Here is a 17,097-nt window from a genome sequence, read left to right as displayed (position 1 = left end):
GTGTTTTTAGATACCTAATCGTAAATTGATACCGAAGCTTCTTACAGGGGGCAACCCAAATACATCTACTCCCTGCAACCCGTTGCCGGTGCCCATAGAAACTTCCGGATCAAACGGCGCATGTATCTCAAAGAAGAAAAGATTTCTTCCTATTATACCTGCCCGCAGGTTCCTGATCCATTTCCATTTCAATGGTATTCTATAGCTAAAACTCAATTCTCTTAACCTGATATTCGTTGCATCGTACATATACATTTCACCGATCCCTGCCCGGCCCCCGATGGTTGTATAGTAAGTTTGCGCATTCACTTTCCCGTTGTACGGGGTGCCATTAGCGGCGGCAGTGGGAATAGCAACTCCGCCATTATCGCGGGCTTTGGCGCTTGCTTCGCTTACTCCGTACCAATCCAGTACCGCCTGGGTAACGCTCATCACTTTACCGCCAAACCGCCCATCCACCAGGAAACTAAGGGTGAAGTTCTTATAATCAATGGTATTGTTCCATCCTATACTGTAATCAGGATTCGGATTTCCTACCTTCTTGAATGCGTTTCGCGTTTGCAACCTGCCGGCTCCATCTACCAGGTACTGGCCTTTTTCATTCTGCACCAGTTCCTTGTTGGAATAAATATCGCCCCATGATCCACCTTCCATGATAAACGATCCAAACATATTAACCCCGAAATCCGTCAGTACAAACATGTTGCTGGTATCGGCCGCTACGATGCTGGAGTTGGAAAGCGACACCACTTTATTGCGATTGGCGGCAAAATTGATCGTACTGTTCCAGCTCAGGGCCTTTGTACGTATAGGTGTTAGCGTTAGTGTGGCCTCTACTCCTTCATTCTGGATATTGCCCATGTTCAGGTAGTAAGTTGTATTCTTATTACCCAAAGGAGCAGGTACTTCCATATATTGTTTATAGTTGTTGTTCTTATAGTAGGTGAAGTCCAGCGCTACACGGTTTTTAAAAAGATGCGCTTCCAGGCCACCCTCGAACGACCTGTTATCTTCAGGTTCCAGCTGCATGCCGGGGTACAGTATTTTCTGGTTCAGCACAACTCTTGTAACTCCTGCAATTGTTTGCAAGGTAAAGGGAGATGGATGGGAAGAATAGCTCGCAATATCGTTGCCTACCTTTGCATAGGAAATACGGGTGCGCAGCAGATCCACTCCGGGTATTTTCCATACCTCGTTCCACACGGCAGATAGGCCCGCTGAATAATAGAAGTATCCTTTTTTCAGGGTTGGCGTAAAAGCAAAGGTGCTCGACCAGTCATTGCGTCCTGTGAGGTCCAGGAACAAGAAGTTGTTTACCCCTACCTGTGCGTTGGCAAAGAGGGCTTGCAGCTGTTTCTGATCCACGCTGTGCTGGGCGTCCATGGCTGTACTCAGGATATTGGAAACTGAAAATTTATTGGGATACAGAAGTCCCGGATCGGCGTTGGGGTTAGAGCCGTTGAAAGTTCTTTCATGCGCTTTGGTATCGGTAATGCTGGCGCCTATATTGCCTGCCAGGTGCAGCCATTTGTTCATCTGGTGGCTGGCGTTGAACATCAGGTCGGCGTATAGTTGGGTGTTAAATTCTTTCTCCAGGGTATAACGGCCATTGCTGCCGGCTAACACGATCTGCGTGCCGGCATAGGCTTCCAGTTCATACTGGTCCAGCGATTTGTCGAAGTTGGCCCGTCCTTTTACCGCCAGCCAGTCTTTTATCTGGTAGGTAAGAGAAAGCGTGGCAAGGCCGCGGTACCGCGAGTCGATACGCGAATTCCTTTTCAGCGCCCACATGGGATTCTGCTGGTCGTCCTGGCCTATCCACTTCTTATCGTTGCGGATGTTCCACCAGTTCTGCATATAGAGGTTCCTTTCCGTATCGTAATATTCGAAGTTGGTTTTGTAGTAGTCAAAGTCCTGCCCCCGGGGGAAGGTGTATAAACCGGAAATAGGGCTGTAGTAAAGGCCGGAGGATAAGCGGTTATTGGTATTCTGCGCGGTAAAAGTGGCATTGGCGTCCATAACCAGTTTATCGTTCAGCAATTTCAGCGTTTCCCGTACGTTAACGGTATGCCGGTTGAATTTACTGGTAGGCAGGATACTGGTTCCGGTAGTATTGGCATAGGAGAAGTAGCTTTGGGCCACTTCAGTCCCCCCGCTGAAAGCCACGCTGTTCATAAATGTAGAACCGTTCTTATAGAAGTCTTTTACATGATCAGGTACATTTACAGGTTTGCCCCAACTGCCCAGCGAGCCGGGTTGCGGGATGCCTACTTTATCTAATCCCGGCGCTTCCGTTTGCCCGTAACGGTATTGCAGTTTTGGCAACAGGCTGGGGTGCTCTGTGGTATAATCAGATGAAACATCGATCTTGCTTTTACCCGGCCTTCCTTTTTTGGTGGTGATCAGTATTACGCCGTTGGCTGCCTGGCTGCCATATAAAGCGGCTGCAGATGCGCCTTTCATGATGCTGATGCTTTCAATATCGTCGGGGTTGATGTTGGAGATCCCGTCGCCTCCATCCCGGCCGCCGGCGCCTATGATGTTGTGCGATTGCCCCCAGACGTCGGAAGGCTGTGAGGGAGTGTTGTTCACATACGGAACGCCATCTACAATGTAGAGAGGCTGGTTTTCGCGGGTCGACTTATTCCCTCTCAGGATCACTCTTACCGATCCGCCCAGGCCGGAGGCGCTGCGTGTAATGGTAGCGCCGGCGGTTTTGCCGCTGAGCGAGTTCATAAAGTTTGCGTCTTTCACGAGCTGGGCATCGTCGCCATCCAGTTGCTGGGTGGCGTAAGGCAGCTCCCTGGCCTTCTTCTGTATGCCAAGGGCGGTTACTACCAATTCGCTCAGCGCTTTGATGTTTTCCTGCAGGCGTATATTCAGTTCATTGTCGATGCCTACCTGCACTTCACGGGTCACAAAACCGATAGCACTGAAAACGAGTACGTCTCCGGTGCTGGCTTTGATGCTGAAGGCGGCATCAGCATTCGAATGGGTTCCTTTGTTAGTATGTTTGATTAAAATGGTAACTCCTGGAATCGGCGTGCCTTTGTTGTCGCGTACAAATCCTTTTATTTCTCTTTCCAGTGATACATGGTTTAACAGGTCTACAGTTTGTGAGGTGCCAGTAACACTTGCTGTTCCTATTATGATCTTGTTGTCGTGGCGGGTGAACTGTAATCCGGTTTGTGCTGATATCAATACTAAAACTTCTTCTATGGGTACGTCTTTGCAGTTAAGGGTAATCTTCTTTTTAAGATTGATATCAGATTTGTCGTAATGAAAGCTCAACCCTGTTTTAGCGGAAATTTCCGACATAACATCTTCCAGGAATTTATTCTTTACCTGGATGGTGACCACTACCACTGGCGAATCAGGTGTTTGTGTGATAGCACTAGTCGTCGTATTCCAGCTCCCCGCCAACAGTAGTGTCAGCATCAGCCCCATGGATACAAACCACTTCACGGGGCAAGGCTTTAACGGCATATAGACTAGTTTTTATTTTGCAAATAAACAGTATCGTTTTTAATGGTGTACGAAAGAGATTTGGTCAGGCAAATGACATCCATGACGTCTTTGATTGTTTCATTCTTTTTGAAGGAGCCATTGTAGTTCCATTCATTTTTATCGCTCTGGTTAACTACTGTTACGTTAAAGCGATTTTCAATGCCTGTCACTACTTCAGTATAAGGGGCATCTTTAAAAAGCAGGTAGCCCTGTTTCCAGGCGCCTATATCGTTAAGGTTATCTACTCCCAGTTTTACGAAATGGAGCGACAAGCGGTCGTAACTCACCTGTTCGCTCGGTTTTAAAATAAATGAAGCCTGGTTATCCAGCTGGTCAACTTTTACTTTGCCGCTGACGAGAGAAACAACCACTTTATTTTCACGGGTATAAGCCCTCACATTAAAAGAGGTTCCCAGTGCCGTGGTAGCAATACCGGCTGCCTGCACTATAAAACGGCGGCTTTGGTCGGGGGCCACTTCGAAAAAGGCTTCTCCTTCTTCCAGCACTATCTTCCGTTCTCCCGCTCCGAAATGTTCAGGGTAGGTAAGTTTGCTGCCGGCGTTCAATGTTACTACGCTGCCGTCTTCCAGCGCCAGTTGTTCAGAATATCCTTTGGGCATGGTGAGGGTTACAAAGCCGTTCTTTGTTTCAGAGTGGGGCTTGGCTTTTTCTGGCGCACAGGAGGCCTGCAGGCTCGCTGCCTGGCTTGCGGGGCCCGGCGACTGGTTTATCCAGGTAATGCTTATTGCTGTGATCAGCACAGCAGCAGCGGCAGCATACCACCAGTAAGCTTTTTTAAGTGTTCTGACCTTCGGCTGCACGGGAGGCAGCTGCTGGTTAATCGCCAGTTTAATGCCGGCCAGTTCACTGTCGACCTGTTTTTCCGGCAGCTGTGCAGCCTGGCGCCTGTCGATATTCTCGAACCACTGATCTACAATAGCTGCTTCCTCCGGCGAACAGTTTCCCTGGTTATAGCGCTCCAGCAATATTTTGATCTGTTCTAAATCCACCTTTCTGGCGTTTAATTAATGTGAAGTCGTTTAAAAGCGTAAATGGTACTATTGACGACGCGGAATTTTTTTATCACCTGTTCCTGAACCGGTCCTAATGTTGGGCATAGTTGGATCGGAGGATCTTTAATGCTTTGGTTATCTGGTTCTTAACAGTTTGCTGAGACAAGCCAAGATGATTGGAGATCTGTTCTACCGTTAAATGTTCGAACCTGCTGAGCATGAATATTTCTTTCATCTTTTCAGGCAGGTGGTTAATGGCTTCGAACAGTTCCTGGGTTTTGGCTTTGTTATCAACCGTTTCGGCAATAGAGTGCGGCTGCTCGTCGAAATGCTCGATAAGTTGCAGCAGGTATTTGCGGTACGTAGTGTTTTTCCTGTAAATGTCTATGATCTTATGACGGGCGGCCTGGTAGAGGTACGACTTCAGGGATTCTTTCAGCACCAGCGTTTGGCGCTTTTCCCAAAGGGAAATAAAGATCTCCTGCAGCACATCTTTGCTCATCTCCGTAGTGTCCAGCTTGCTGCAGATAAATAAGAACAGCATCTTGCTGTACCGGTCATAGATGGCATTAAAGGCAGCAATATCATCGCGTTGGAGCAGCGATATTAATTGGTTATCTGGATAACTGCTGTACATCGAATTACAGTAGTAATTAAGGCTTTTGGTTGATAATTACTGAAATGAATGTAAGAATAAAATTTTGATATTTTGATATTCTGCGGCTACTTTTTAAAATAAATGAATAAGCGGTTGAACCTGAAATGGTCAGGCTTCCTTCAATCGTAATTCATTCTTATATTCTTTTGGTGTTTTGCCTACGATTTCCTTAAAGAAACGATTGAAATTTGAGAGATTTTTAAATCCGCAGGAATAGGCGATTTCCGCTATTGACCAGTCTTCTTCTGTGAGTCGTTTGCAGGCGTGTCCGATCCTTACTTCGTTCAGGAACTGGACAAATGATTTCTTGGTCCGGTTTTTAAAGAAGCGGCAGAACGATTGCGGCGATAAATTGGTGATGCTGGCAACATCCTGCAATGAGATCTCCTTGGAAAAATTATTCATCACATATTTAAACACTTCATCGATCTTATGATTGTCTTTTACGTTGAAAGCATGCGAATAACCTGTGCTGGCAAGGTAATAACAGTCGCGGGTCTCTGACAATGTTTTCAGGATAGACAACAGGGAAATGATCCGCTCGAGCCCCTCTTTTTTAGGCAGGGATAAGATCTCATCTTTCAGGTAATGATGCGTAGCGCCAATAATTTTCATTCCCCTTTGGGCGCGATGAAACAGGTCGCTCAATGCTTTGGTTTCAGGAAGGCCGTAAAACTTTTCCCCAAAAATATCTTTTGGAAAATAGATCACTACTGACCTGGCTTTCAGACTCTCATCGTTTTTGTAATACTCTTCTTCGTTGTACCAGACATGCGGGATGTTAGGACCCAGGAACACCATATCGCCTTCTTCAAAGCTTTCGATGCTGTCGCCTACAATCCTCTTTCCATTGCTTTCTGTTACATATACCAGCTCACACTCAGGATGAAAATGGAATGGCGTATTAAAATACGGATCGCATCTCTCAATGATCGTGATCTGGTTGTCGGCAAACGCTCCCACTTTAATCAGGATGGGTTTCATTCATGTATTAATTTAAACTGCTAGTACTGTGACATCTCTATACTTTATTACCATGTCCGTTTATTGGCGTGTATTACCTCTTCGTCGGCAGGTGGTATGTATTGACGGTTGTCCTATGATCATTGCCAATTTATTAAAAATTGGTTAAAAAAATATCATTTACTGTAAAATCCCCTTTAAATGTGATGATAGTTTTTTCTTTAGCCATTTTGGAATAATTAACACAACAACGTAATTTTCAACTTCATTTTGTAAATTGGGCAAGGCTAAATCGTTGTAGCATTTTGTTATGAAAGGGATCTCAATTAAAGATATCGCAAAACAGGCAGGAGTATCTCCCACCACCGTCTCTTTTGTATTAAATGGAAAAGCAAAAGAGAAAAGGATCAGCGAACAGGTAAGTAAGCGGATCATAAAAATAGCAGAACGCTTAAAATACAAGCCTAACCAGCTGGCCCGTGGCCTGAGGACCGGCAAGACCAAAACCATTGGACTGATAGTAGAAGATATCGCCAATAACTTTTTTGCTACACTGGCCAAAGTAGTGGAAGACGAAGCAGATAAACACCACTACAAAGTACTGTACGGCAGTACAGAAGATAACACCGAAAAAGCAAAAGGCCTGCTGGAAGTTCTTAAATACCGCCAGGTAGACGGTTACATCATCACCCCCACAAAAAACCTCGACAAAGAAATTGAACTCCTCAGGGAAGCCGGCAAGCCAATCGTATTAATGGACCGCTACTTCCCGCATATCAACAGCCATTACGTGGTCCTCGACAACTTCAAAGGCGCCTACGATGCCACCGCCCACCTGGTGAACCAAGGGTATAAAAAGATTGCCATCGTTACCATCGCCTCCGATCAAACCCAGATGAAAGACAGGATGAATGGTTTCATGGCCGCTTTGAAAGATCATAAGATCCCGTTTAATAAATCCCTTGTGAAACGCCTGCCTTTCGATCTCGACAGGGCCCATTTCATACAGGAGATCAAATCATTCCTGCTTTCAGTAAAAGACCTGGATGCAGTGTTCTTCGCTACGAACTACCTCGGCATCTCCGGTATCGAAAGCATTCGTTCCCTCCAATGGGAAATAGGAAAGGAGATTGGAGTAGTAGGATTTGATGATCATGATCTTTTCCGCCTGCACAGTCCTTCCATTACCTGCGTATCCCAACCCCTGCAGGCCATCGGCGAAAACATCGTGGAAATACTGATGAAAGAACTGAACCGCCCGGGCGCCGCAGAAACTCCACCCACCCAAATCGTGCTGGCGCCGGAACTTATCGTGCGCGACTCCTCCACCCGCGGTGGGGGCACGCAGAGGGGCTAAGGAAGCAAAGAGTGCAAAGGATTTTTTTAAGGAAAATAAGAAAGCAAAGAGAGCGGAGTTGCACGCAGAGATGCTAAGGAAATAAAGAGCGCAAAGGATTTTTTTTAAGGGAAATAAGAAAGCAAAGGGAGCGGAGATTAACACAATCTTCACTCCCTTTGCTTTCTTAAAATAAAATTCTTTGCTTTCTTATTTTCCTTAAAAAAAATCCTTTGCGCTCTTTATTTCCTTAGCATCTCTGCGTGCAACTAACCGAGCATGGTTTTGATCTCGTTCAGCTTCAGCAAGGCTTCTACGGGAGTTAGCCTGTTGATATCCACGTTTTCCAGCTGGGCCCTGATCTGCTGGAAGGTATCGCTATGCGCATCGAAAATATTCAACTGTAGTTTCTGGGTGGGGGTGTTCAGGCGTTTTACATTTTCCTGCAACGGCGCCTCAATATGCTTCTCTTCCAGTTGAGCCAATACTTCGTTGGCCCTGTTGATCAATTCGGGCGGCATACCGGCCATCCGCGCTACATGGATACCGAAGCTATGCCTGCTGCCACCGGGAGCCAGTTTGCGGAGGAAAATGATCTTATTCCCTGATTCCATATTGGTAATATGGAAATTCTTTACCCGGTTATGTTTATTCTCTAACTCGTTCAGTTCGTGATAGTGAGTGGCGAACAACGTTTTAGGGCGGTGAGGCGTCATGTCGTGCAGGTATTCAACTATGCTCCAGGCAATAGAGATGCCGTCGTAAGTGCTGGTACCCCTTCCGATCTCGTCCAGTATCACCAGGCTGCGCGGAGTAATGCTGTTGATGATGCTGGCCGTTTCATTCATCTCTACCATGAAAGTAGATTCACCTCCGCTGAGGTTATCGGATGCGCCTACACGGGTGAATATTTTGTCGGTAAGCCCGATCACTGCACTGCTGGCAGGAACGAAGCTACCCATATGCGCCATTAGGGTGATCAGCGCGGTTTGCCTTAATAAGGCAGATTTACCGCTCATGTTCGGACCTGTAAGGATAATGATCTGTTGTTGTTCTTTGTCCAGTTGCAGATCGTTGGCCACATAACTTTCGCCTACAGGCAATCCCCGCTCAATAACAGGGTGGCGGCCATCTTTGATCACCAGGTCGTACCCTTCGTTGATAACCGGCCGACGGTATTTATATTGTACGGCGTTATGCGCGAAACAGAGCAGGCAATCTAACCTGGCAAGTACCTGCGCATCCTGTTGTATCGGCTGTATATATGCCTGGAGGGCTTGAACCAGTTCCTCGAACAGCCTGGCTTCTATGACCTGGATCTTATCTTCGGCGCCGGTGATCTTTTCTTCGTATTCTTTCAGTTCGGGCGTGATATATCTTTCGGCATTGGCCAGGGTTTGCTTACGTATCCAGCCTTCAGGAACTTTGTTCTTATGGGTGTTGGTCACTTCCAGGTAATACCCGAACACGTTGTTGAACGCGATCTTCAGGGAAGGAATACCGGTAGCTTCAGACTCTTTCTGCTGGATTTGCAGGAGATAATCTTTCCCTTTGGTAGCTATATTTCTCAGTTCATCCAGTTCAGTATCCACGCCTTCCATGATCACGCCTCCTTTGGCTACCAGCACTGGAGGGTTTTCAACCACTTCTTTCAGGATACGGTCCAGGATCGGGTTGCAAGGGTCCAGTTTTTCGTTTAGGCGGGAAAGATAGTTGCTCTCCGAATTTTCCAGCAATGCTTTAACTGCGGCAACCTGCTGTAAGGAACGGGCCAGTTGCATTACTTCCCTGGGGTTGATCTTGCGAAGCGGGATCTTGGAAACGAGCCGTTCAAGGTCGCCGCATTGTTTAAGCAGGTTCACTAACTGCAGGGAAAGATCGGTATGGGTGATAAAGTATTCGACTGTGTCGAGGCGCTCGTTGATGGCATTGATATTCCGCAATGGAAATGCCATCCAGCGCTTCAGCAAACGGCCTCCCATGGGGGTGACGGTGTTGTCGAGCACTTTCAGCAGGGTATGTCCCTGTTCTACAGAGCTGTTGAGCAGTTCCAGGTTGCGGATGGTAAAACGGTCCATCCAGAGGAAATCGTCCTGGTTTATCCGCTGCATACGTGTAATATGCTGCAGGTTAGGATGTTCTGTATCTTTCAGGTAGTGGAGGGTAGCGCCGGCGGCGATGATGGCGGCTGGCAGTCCTTCTACCCCGTATCCTTTTAGGGAATGGGTCTGGAAATGTTTCAGGAGCGTTTCTTCTGCATAGGTGGTGGTGAATATCCATTCATCCATCGTGTAGGTATAGAAACGGTTGCCGAAAGTAGCCTTGAAATGTTTCTGGTGTGGTTTGGCAAATATTACTTCCGCCGGGCGGAAGCTTTGAAGGAGTTTATCCACATACTCCAGGTTTCCTTCGGCTACAAAGAATTCGCCTGTTGAAATATCCAGGAAGGATATCCCGTTGGTTTCTCCTCCGAAATGAATGGCGCCCAGGAAGTTGTTGCTGGAGTTTTCCAGCAGCTTATCGTTGATGGCGACGCCGGGCGTTACCATTTCCGTAACGCCTCTTTTTACAATGCCTTTTACTGTTTTAGGGTCTTCAAGCTGGTCGCAAACCGCCACGCGATGCCCGGCTTTCACCAGTTTATGCAGGTAAGTATCTAAAGCATGGTGCGGAAATCCGGCCAGGTCTACGTATGAGGCGGAACCATTGGCTCTTTTGGTTAGCACTATTCCCAGTACGCTGGCGGCTATAACTGCATCCTCGTTGAATGTTTCATAAAAATCGCCCACCCGGAACAATAGCACAGCATCAGGATATTTTTCCTTGATGGCTTTATGTTGCTGCATGAGCGGCGTTTCTTCTGATTTACTTTTTGCCATGGCGCAAATATATATCTTTGCATCCGATGAGAAAACTAAGCATGGATGAACTGGGCCGTAAAACGGTGGAAGAGTTCAAGGCAGCAGATAAAACGCCTATAGTATTGGTGTTGGATAATATCCGCAGTATGCACAATGTGGGATCGGTGTTCCGGACGGCCGACGCTTTCCTGGTACAGGGGATCGTCTTGTGCGGGTATACGCCCGTTCCTCCGCACAGGGATATTAACAAAACTGCTTTGGGAGCAACGGAAACGGTAGAATGGCAGTATTTCGATACAACTGTTGCCGCGGTACAGGCCCTGAAGAATGCGGGTTACCAGCTGATGGCGATAGAACAGGCGGAGAACAGCCAGTTCCTCGACAGCTACCAGCCACCGGCCGATAAGCCCCTGGCCCTGGTTTTCGGAAACGAAGTGAGCGGGGTGGATGCCGAAGTGATGAAACTGGTGGATGGATGTATAGAGATCCCTCAACTGGGAATGAAACATTCCCTGAATATTTCCGTGAGCACCGGTATCGTAGTTTGGGATATCTTTGTAAAACTAAAGAGAGGCTAAAAAGACTAATTATATGATTTCAACGGTTAATAAGTATTTGTCGCTGGTTAAATTCAGCCATACCATCTTCGCGATGCCGTTTGCATTAACAGGCTTTTTCATGGCAGTAACGAGGGGAGAGGGCAGTTTTTCCTGGCTGACGTTCGGCCTGGTGGTATTATGTATGGTGTTTGCCCGCAGCGCAGCTATGGCCTTTAACCGTTGGCTGGATGTGGATATTGATAAACTGAACCCCCGTACGGCAAAAAGGGAAATCCCGGCAGGCGTCATTTCCGCCCGTAACGCAGGCTATTTCATCATTGCCAACTGCCTGCTTTTCATTGCTACTACCTGGTTCATCAACCGTATCTGCTTCTTTTTATCGCCCGTTGCCCTGGCTGTAGTATTGGGTTACAGCTATACCAAGCGTTTCACAGCTCTTTGCCACCTGGTATTGGGAGTTGGGCTATCGCTGGCGCCTATTGGCGCTTACCTGGCTGTGACAGGCGTTTTTGCAGTATTACCGGTATTGGTTTCCTGCCTGGTGCTTTGCTGGGTTTCAGGGTTTGATATTATTTATTCGTTGCAGGATGAGGATTTCGACAGGGCCCAGCGCCTGAATTCCATTCCTGCCTGGTTAGGCCTGGCGGGAGCTTTGAGGTTCTCGGAATTGCTGCATGTAATAGCCGCAGCCCTGGTGATCACTATCGGGCTTGCAGGGCATTTCCATTGGGTATACTGGATCGGATCGGCCGTCTTTGTAGCGATGCTGGTTTCCCAGCACCTGCTGGTGAAGCCCGATGATCTCAGCAAGATCAATATTATGTTTATGACCACCAATGGTATTGCCAGCGTGGTATATGCTGTTTTCGCCATTGCCGATATGCTGATCTTCGCGTAGATGGCCTCAGACTTTAAAATATAAATGACATGGGCCGTATTTTGGCGATAGATTATGGGAAAAAGAGAACAGGGCTGGCCGTTACGGACCCTATGCAACTCATCGCAAGTGGGCTGACCACTATACCTACCCACGAACTGATCCCTTTCCTGAAAAAATATATTGCGGCAGAAGGAGTGGAGAAGATATTGATAGGAGAGCCCAAAGGGCTGAACGGACAGGCAACTGACGCAACTCCCCTGGTAGCGGAGTGTATCCGTATCCTGGAAAAGAACTTCCCGGCTGTTCCGGTAGTGAAGATGGATGAGAGGTTTACCAGCAAACTGGCTGTCCAGGCGATGATTGATAGCGGGTTAAAGAAGAAAGACCGCCAGAACAAAGGACTGGTGGATGAGATCAGCGCCACTATTTTACTCCAGGAATACCTGCAACGGAGTATATAATTTGATTATTTGTGAAAGATTGGTTTTAAAAGATATACAGATTAACTGTTTCGTCAATCTGCCTGCCTCCCTTAACTGCAAAATGTCTATCTTTGCAGTCCAAATAAGATTCAGAACATGATTTTGCCAATAGTAGCTTACGGGCACCCGGTATTAAGAAACGTAGCGGAAGACATCACGCCCGAATATCCAGGATTGAAAGAACTGATCGCCAATATGTGGGAAACAATGTATGCCTCTAACGGGGTAGGCATTGCTGCTCCGCAGGTCAACAAATCTATTCGCCTGTTTGTAGTAGATAGCAAACAGATAATTGATAACCTGGAAGAAGAAGAAAAGAATGAATACCCCGGTGATGAAGGCATAAAAGAAGTATTTATCAATGCTCATATAGTTGAAACAGGCGGTAAAGACTGGGCTTACAATGAAGGCTGTTTAAGCATTCCGAAGATCCGTGAAGATGTGAACAGGGCCGAAACCGTTACGCTGAAGTATGTAGACGAGAATTTCCAGCCGCATGAAAAGACCTTTACAGGTGTAACTGCACGGGTGATCCTCCACGAGTACGATCATATAGATGGCAAACTGTTCATCGATTACCTCAAGCCTTTGAAGCGCCGTATGCTGAAAAGTAAGCTGGATGATATCACGAAAGGTAAAATCCGTGTAGACTACAAAATGACCTTTCCTAAATAGGAAATAATTTTGTTATGTAAAGAAATCCTGTTATTTTGGTATTGCAAAGCTAAAGCTAACATCCATATCCTCAAACTTGGGCACAACCTTAACATACACTGAAGTTGAACTGGTTCAGGGTCTTTCGACCAGGGACGAAAAGGTATTCACCTACTTGTATGACCATTATTCACCGGCGTTATATGGTGTTGCCCTGAAGGTATTGGGTGAAGAAGCAGCAGCAGGTGATGTCTTGCAGGAAGTTTTTGTGAAGATATGGCGGAATATAGATAGATACGATCCCTCAAAAGGCAGGTTATTTACCTGGATGCTCAATATCACTCGTAACACCGCAATTGATAGTTTAAGATCTAAGAACCACAAACTGGATCAGAAGGTAACAGATGTAAACAGTGCATCTTTAATGTATGAACCGCAACTGGCAGTTCACCTATCCGTGGATCACCTGGGCCTGTCTAAAGTTATAGAACGCTTGCAGAAAGATCAAAGAATCATTATTGACCTGGCATACTTCAAGGGGCATACCCAGGAAGAAATTGCCAAGTCCCTTGAAATACCATTGGGCACCGTGAAAACCCGAATGCGCAATGCTATTATACAATTGAGAACGCTGTTAAAACAATTGTAATTCCCCATAGTAAGTGGATGTACAACAATACATATCATCCGGCATTCTTGAAAGCTATGTATTTGGTATGCTTCCCGAAGAGGAGCAGATCGAAGTGGAATTAGCTGCCTTGCAATATCCTGATATCCGCGCTGCTGTAAGAGCTTTGCAGCAGGATAAGGAACGTTTTGTGCAGCTGTATTCCATCGCCCCTCCGGCAGGTATCAAAGAAAAAATACTGGCAATGATCCATGAGGACGAAGTCCCCCTGGGAAACAACGCATTGCCCAAAGAACTGCAGTTCAAACCATCTTTAACTGAACCGCAGAAACAACAATCCGTTAAGCTCCCATTGAGCTTACCCGTCAATGCCAAGCCTAAACTTCCCAATAAAACGGCAACGGCTAAACGAACATCAGACCGCAACTGGAAATACGCTACCGCCGCTATAATTGTAATACTTATCGGCAGCGTTGTCCTGAATTTCTTCTTTTTTAACGCCTCTAACGACTACGAAGGAAGATATAAAGAACTCATAGCAACCCGCGAAAGACTCGATGCTGAAAAAGCGAAAAAGAACGAGGCTTCTCTTAAATCCACAGACCAGGAGCGGCTCCTCAACGATCCCGCCGTATCGTGGACGCATATAGACGGCACTGGCGCTTACGAAGGCAATTCCGTTCGCGTCGGATGGAATACCAAAACAAAATCACTCCTCCTCCAGGCCGAACTGATGCCGCTGCCGCCCAAAGGAAAACAATTTCATTTGTGGGCGCTCGTCAACAATGTGTATAAAGACGCCGGCGTATTTGCCACAGGAATGACCGTGACCAGGAACCTCCAGCAAATGCAGGAAATGGACAGCATCAGCGCTTATACCATATCCCTCCAACCTGTTGGCGTTACCAGGCCCCCGGTAGAAGAGGAAGTGTGCATGACCGCAAGAGTGGTACAATAATTTATTTCCTGCTAAGAACAACTCATATCCGATATCCCAGGTTGACCAGGTATTAAAGACACACATCTGCCTGCACATGATTGTAATTTCATGCGCATACCAGGCGTCTGTTTTAATGTTTAATCAATTATCCAGATTAACTTGGAATCTACAGCTACATACTCAGAAGCTGAACTTGTACGGGGCCTGACCGCTCGCGACGAGAAAGTTTTTAGCCATATATACGACCTCTATTCACCGGCCCTCTTCGGCGTTATTGTCAAAACCCTGAATGATACCGGGGCCGCCAATGATGTATTGCAGGAAGTTTTCCTGAAGATCTGGAGGAACGCCGATTCTTATGATCCCTCGAAAGGAAGACTGTTCACCTGGATGCTCAACATTGCGCGCAACGCCGCTATAGACGTACTGAGATCCAAATCGTTCAAACAGGAACAGAAAACATCCTATAATACAGACGAGCTTTATGCGATCAAGGGAATTATCACCGAACAGCCAGGCAACGAACACCTGGGCTTTTCAAAGGTGCTGGAAAAGCTTACAAAAGAGCAACGAACGCTCATAGATCTGGCTTATTACAAAGGATGCACCCAGGAAGAAATTGCCAGGATAATGGATATCCCGCTGGGAACAGTTAAAACCAGGATGAGGAACGCCATCAACCAGTTAAGAACAATTATCAACACAAGCAATATTTAATAGTGGATCCACAACACGTCATATCATCCGGCATCATCGAGCTTTATACGGCAGGTATTGCTTCCGAAAAAGAAATTAAGGAGCTGGAAGCCGCCATGGCGCAATTCCCCGAAGTAGCGGCAGAAGTAGCGGCATACCAACGCGCTATGGAAGCCTATGTGCAAATGCAATCCCTCACTCCCGATCCCCAGGCCAAATCTTTTGTCTTCTCTAACCTAAATAACCAAACAATTATGCAGGAGAATACTCTTACCCCTGACCCCTCCGCTCCCATAGTTTCCATAGAGCGGCCGAAAGGCGCCCGTTGGAAATGGATCGCTTCCGTAGCAGCCGTATTGCTGCTATTCAGCCTGGTGTTGAATTACGTGTTCTTCAACCGGTATAAAATATTCAAAGAGTATAAAGACAAATACGAGTCTTTACTCCTTTCTCAAAACTCCATCCTGTCTAAAAGCAACCTTTATAAAGCGCGCTTAGAACAGATGCAGGAATCAATGAACGTGATACAGGATCCAAAAGTGCTGAAGGTAACAATGCCGGGAACAAAAGCATTCCCAACTGCATTGGCAACCGTGTTCTGGAACAGGGAAAGCCAACAGGTTTACCTGAAAGTAAATAACCTGCCGGAACCAGCAGCCGACAAACAATACCAGTTATGGGCCATTGTCGACGGTAAGCCTGTAGATATGGGTGTGTTTGAAATGGGCGATACGGTTAACCTGCTGCAAAAAATGAAGATCACCGGCAAAGCGCAAATGTTTGCCGTGACCCTCGAGAAAAAAGGCGGCGCCGCTTCTCCAACAATGGAACAGATGTACGTTGCAGGAAAGATCCCCGGATAATCTGCCCGCAGCCGTATAAATAACTAAGAGTGGATAGGATGTAATGTCTTATCCACTCTTAATTTTTACAGGTTTGGCCCTTCCTTTGCTCCTTAGCCAGAAAGATATAAATTGCGGGCATGTTCAGATACATATTCACACTGTTAATAGTATTTTCCTTTTTTTCTTCCCTCGCCCAGGATACAGCCCGGTACAGGGGAATGACGGTTAACCTGGATGAAGTGATCGTGGAAGCGAAGCGTGTAGGCTTCGACGTTAATAGCTTTATTAAAAGGGTAGAAGAAGATACCACTTTCTACCGCGCCTTTAAAAACCTTCACATCGTAGGCTTCAATGCCATCAACGATATCAGGATACTGGCCAGGGACGGAGGCACCCAGGCCTCTCTCTATAACCGTACCCGCCAGACGGTAAAAGGAAGATGCAGAACAATGCAGGTGACGGACGAAAAAGTAACGGGCGACTTTTACACGAAAAAAGGCAACTATAATTACTATACGGCGGAACTATATGCCAACCTTTTCTTTACAAAAGGTACCATATGTGTAGACGCTAACGGCGAAACACCCGAATCAGATAAAGGCTCACTGGCCCGCCACAAATCCCAGTTAAAACAACTGATCTTTAACCCCGGAAAACCTATCAAAGGCGTACCGGTAGTAGGCCACAAAGTAGCGATCTTCGACCCGGAAGTACAACGCTTCTATAACTTTTCCATAACGTCAGAAAACTATGTGGACGGCACTCCATGCTATGTTTTTACCGCTAAGACAAAACCCGAACTGGGGCGTATAGACAAAGCCGACGTAGTGATAGATGAACTCATCACCTGGTTTAACAAAGACAACTTCGAAATCGTAGGGCGTAAATATGCACTGTCTTACAAAACGATGTTATTTGATTTTAATGTGAAGATGAATGTGCAGATGACCAAATTCAATGGATTGCTTATTCCTGCACTGGTTACCTACAACGGTACCTGGGATGTGCCTTTCAAGAAGCGTGAAACAGCGGTATTCTCGGCAAAATTCAGCCAGTTCACAGCTGCCGAATAAT

15 protein-coding genes are annotated in these 17,097 nt (G+C 46.5%); 10 read left to right on the top strand and 5 right to left on the bottom strand.

Annotation, left to right across the window (positions count from 1 at the left end; all coding sequences use genetic code 11):
• Positions 1-6: 6 nt before the first annotated feature.
• The 4 genes from BLV62_RS12250 to BLV62_RS12235 all read right to left on the bottom strand — a co-directional run bounded on the left by BLV62_RS12250 (position 7) and on the right by BLV62_RS12235 (position 6,162).
• Positions 7-3,486, bottom strand: coding sequence for a SusC/RagA family TonB-linked outer membrane protein (locus tag BLV62_RS12250; protein ID WP_089762009.1), 3,480 nt, complete (start codon positions 3,484-3,486; stop codon positions 7-9).
• Positions 3,487-3,491: 5 nt separating this feature from the next.
• Positions 3,492-4,517: a FecR family protein gene (locus BLV62_RS12245; protein WP_089762007.1), complete on the bottom strand. Its 1,026-nt coding sequence runs from the start codon at positions 4,515-4,517 to the stop codon at positions 3,492-3,494.
• A 94-nt stretch (positions 4,518-4,611) separates the two neighbouring features.
• The gene (locus BLV62_RS12240; protein WP_089762005.1) at positions 4,612-5,157 is read right to left on the bottom strand and encodes an RNA polymerase sigma factor; all 546 of its coding nucleotides are present in this window, start codon (positions 5,155-5,157) and stop codon (positions 4,612-4,614) included.
• Positions 5,158-5,286: 129 nt separating this feature from the next.
• On the bottom strand, positions 5,287-6,162 hold the full coding sequence (locus BLV62_RS12235) for an AraC family transcriptional regulator (protein ID WP_089762004.1): 876 nt from the start codon (positions 6,160-6,162) through the stop codon (positions 5,287-5,289).
• Between the two features lie 289 nt (positions 6,163-6,451).
• Between BLV62_RS12235 and BLV62_RS12230 the strand changes: the two genes are divergently transcribed.
• Positions 6,452-7,498 (top strand): LacI family DNA-binding transcriptional regulator, encoded by a 1,047-nt coding sequence (locus tag BLV62_RS12230; RefSeq protein WP_089762002.1) that lies wholly within the window; start codon positions 6,452-6,454, stop codon positions 7,496-7,498.
• Between the two features lie 248 nt (positions 7,499-7,746).
• On the opposite strand, the gene mutS is transcribed toward BLV62_RS12230, so the two are convergent.
• Positions 7,747-10,356 (bottom strand): DNA mismatch repair protein MutS, encoded by a 2,610-nt coding sequence (gene mutS / locus BLV62_RS12225; protein WP_089762000.1) that lies wholly within the window; start codon positions 10,354-10,356, stop codon positions 7,747-7,749.
• Between the two features lie 26 nt (positions 10,357-10,382).
• Between mutS and BLV62_RS12220 the strand changes: the two genes are divergently transcribed.
• The 9 genes from BLV62_RS12220 to BLV62_RS12180 all read left to right on the top strand — a co-directional run bounded on the left by BLV62_RS12220 (position 10,383) and on the right by BLV62_RS12180 (position 17,096).
• Complete coding sequence (locus tag BLV62_RS12220; RefSeq protein ID WP_168927933.1) at positions 10,383-10,916, top strand: RNA methyltransferase; 534 nt, start codon at positions 10,383-10,385, stop codon at positions 10,914-10,916.
• 13 nt (positions 10,917-10,929) lie between these two features.
• A complete protein-coding gene (locus tag BLV62_RS12215) occupies positions 10,930-11,796 on the top strand; it encodes a UbiA-like polyprenyltransferase (protein ID WP_089761997.1) in 867 nt (288 codons plus the stop codon).
• A 29-nt stretch (positions 11,797-11,825) separates the two neighbouring features.
• The gene (gene ruvX, locus BLV62_RS12210; RefSeq protein ID WP_089761995.1) at positions 11,826-12,239 is read left to right on the top strand and encodes a Holliday junction resolvase RuvX; all 414 of its coding nucleotides are present in this window, start codon (positions 11,826-11,828) and stop codon (positions 12,237-12,239) included.
• 117 nt (positions 12,240-12,356) lie between these two features.
• Positions 12,357-12,935: a peptide deformylase gene (gene def, locus BLV62_RS12205; RefSeq protein ID WP_089761993.1), complete on the top strand. Its 579-nt coding sequence runs from the start codon at positions 12,357-12,359 to the stop codon at positions 12,933-12,935.
• Between the two features lie 76 nt (positions 12,936-13,011).
• Positions 13,012-13,563: an RNA polymerase sigma factor gene (locus tag BLV62_RS12200; protein ID WP_089761992.1), complete on the top strand. Its 552-nt coding sequence runs from the start codon at positions 13,012-13,014 to the stop codon at positions 13,561-13,563.
• Between the two features lie 13 nt (positions 13,564-13,576).
• On the top strand, positions 13,577-14,500 hold the full coding sequence (locus BLV62_RS12195; RefSeq protein WP_089761990.1) for an anti-sigma factor domain-containing protein: 924 nt from the start codon (positions 13,577-13,579) through the stop codon (positions 14,498-14,500).
• 141 nt (positions 14,501-14,641) lie between these two features.
• The gene (locus BLV62_RS12190) at positions 14,642-15,199 is read left to right on the top strand and encodes an RNA polymerase sigma factor (protein WP_089761988.1); all 558 of its coding nucleotides are present in this window, start codon (positions 14,642-14,644) and stop codon (positions 15,197-15,199) included.
• A gap of 2 nt (positions 15,200-15,201) precedes the next feature.
• Entirely contained in the window at positions 15,202-16,041 is an 840-nt protein-coding gene (locus BLV62_RS12185; protein WP_089761987.1) for an anti-sigma factor, read from the top strand.
• A 119-nt stretch (positions 16,042-16,160) separates the two neighbouring features.
• Positions 16,161-17,096, top strand: a complete 936-nt coding sequence (locus BLV62_RS12180) for a LolA-like protein (RefSeq protein WP_089761985.1) — start codon at positions 16,161-16,163, stop codon at positions 17,094-17,096.
• Position 17,097 lies beyond the last annotated feature (1 nt).

This window comes from Chitinophaga terrae (ex Kim and Jung 2007), from assembly GCF_900107795.1.
GTDB lineage: Bacteria > Bacteroidota > Bacteroidia > Chitinophagales > Chitinophagaceae > Chitinophaga > Chitinophaga terrae.
This window is presented reverse-complemented; position numbering and strand designations above follow the sequence as displayed.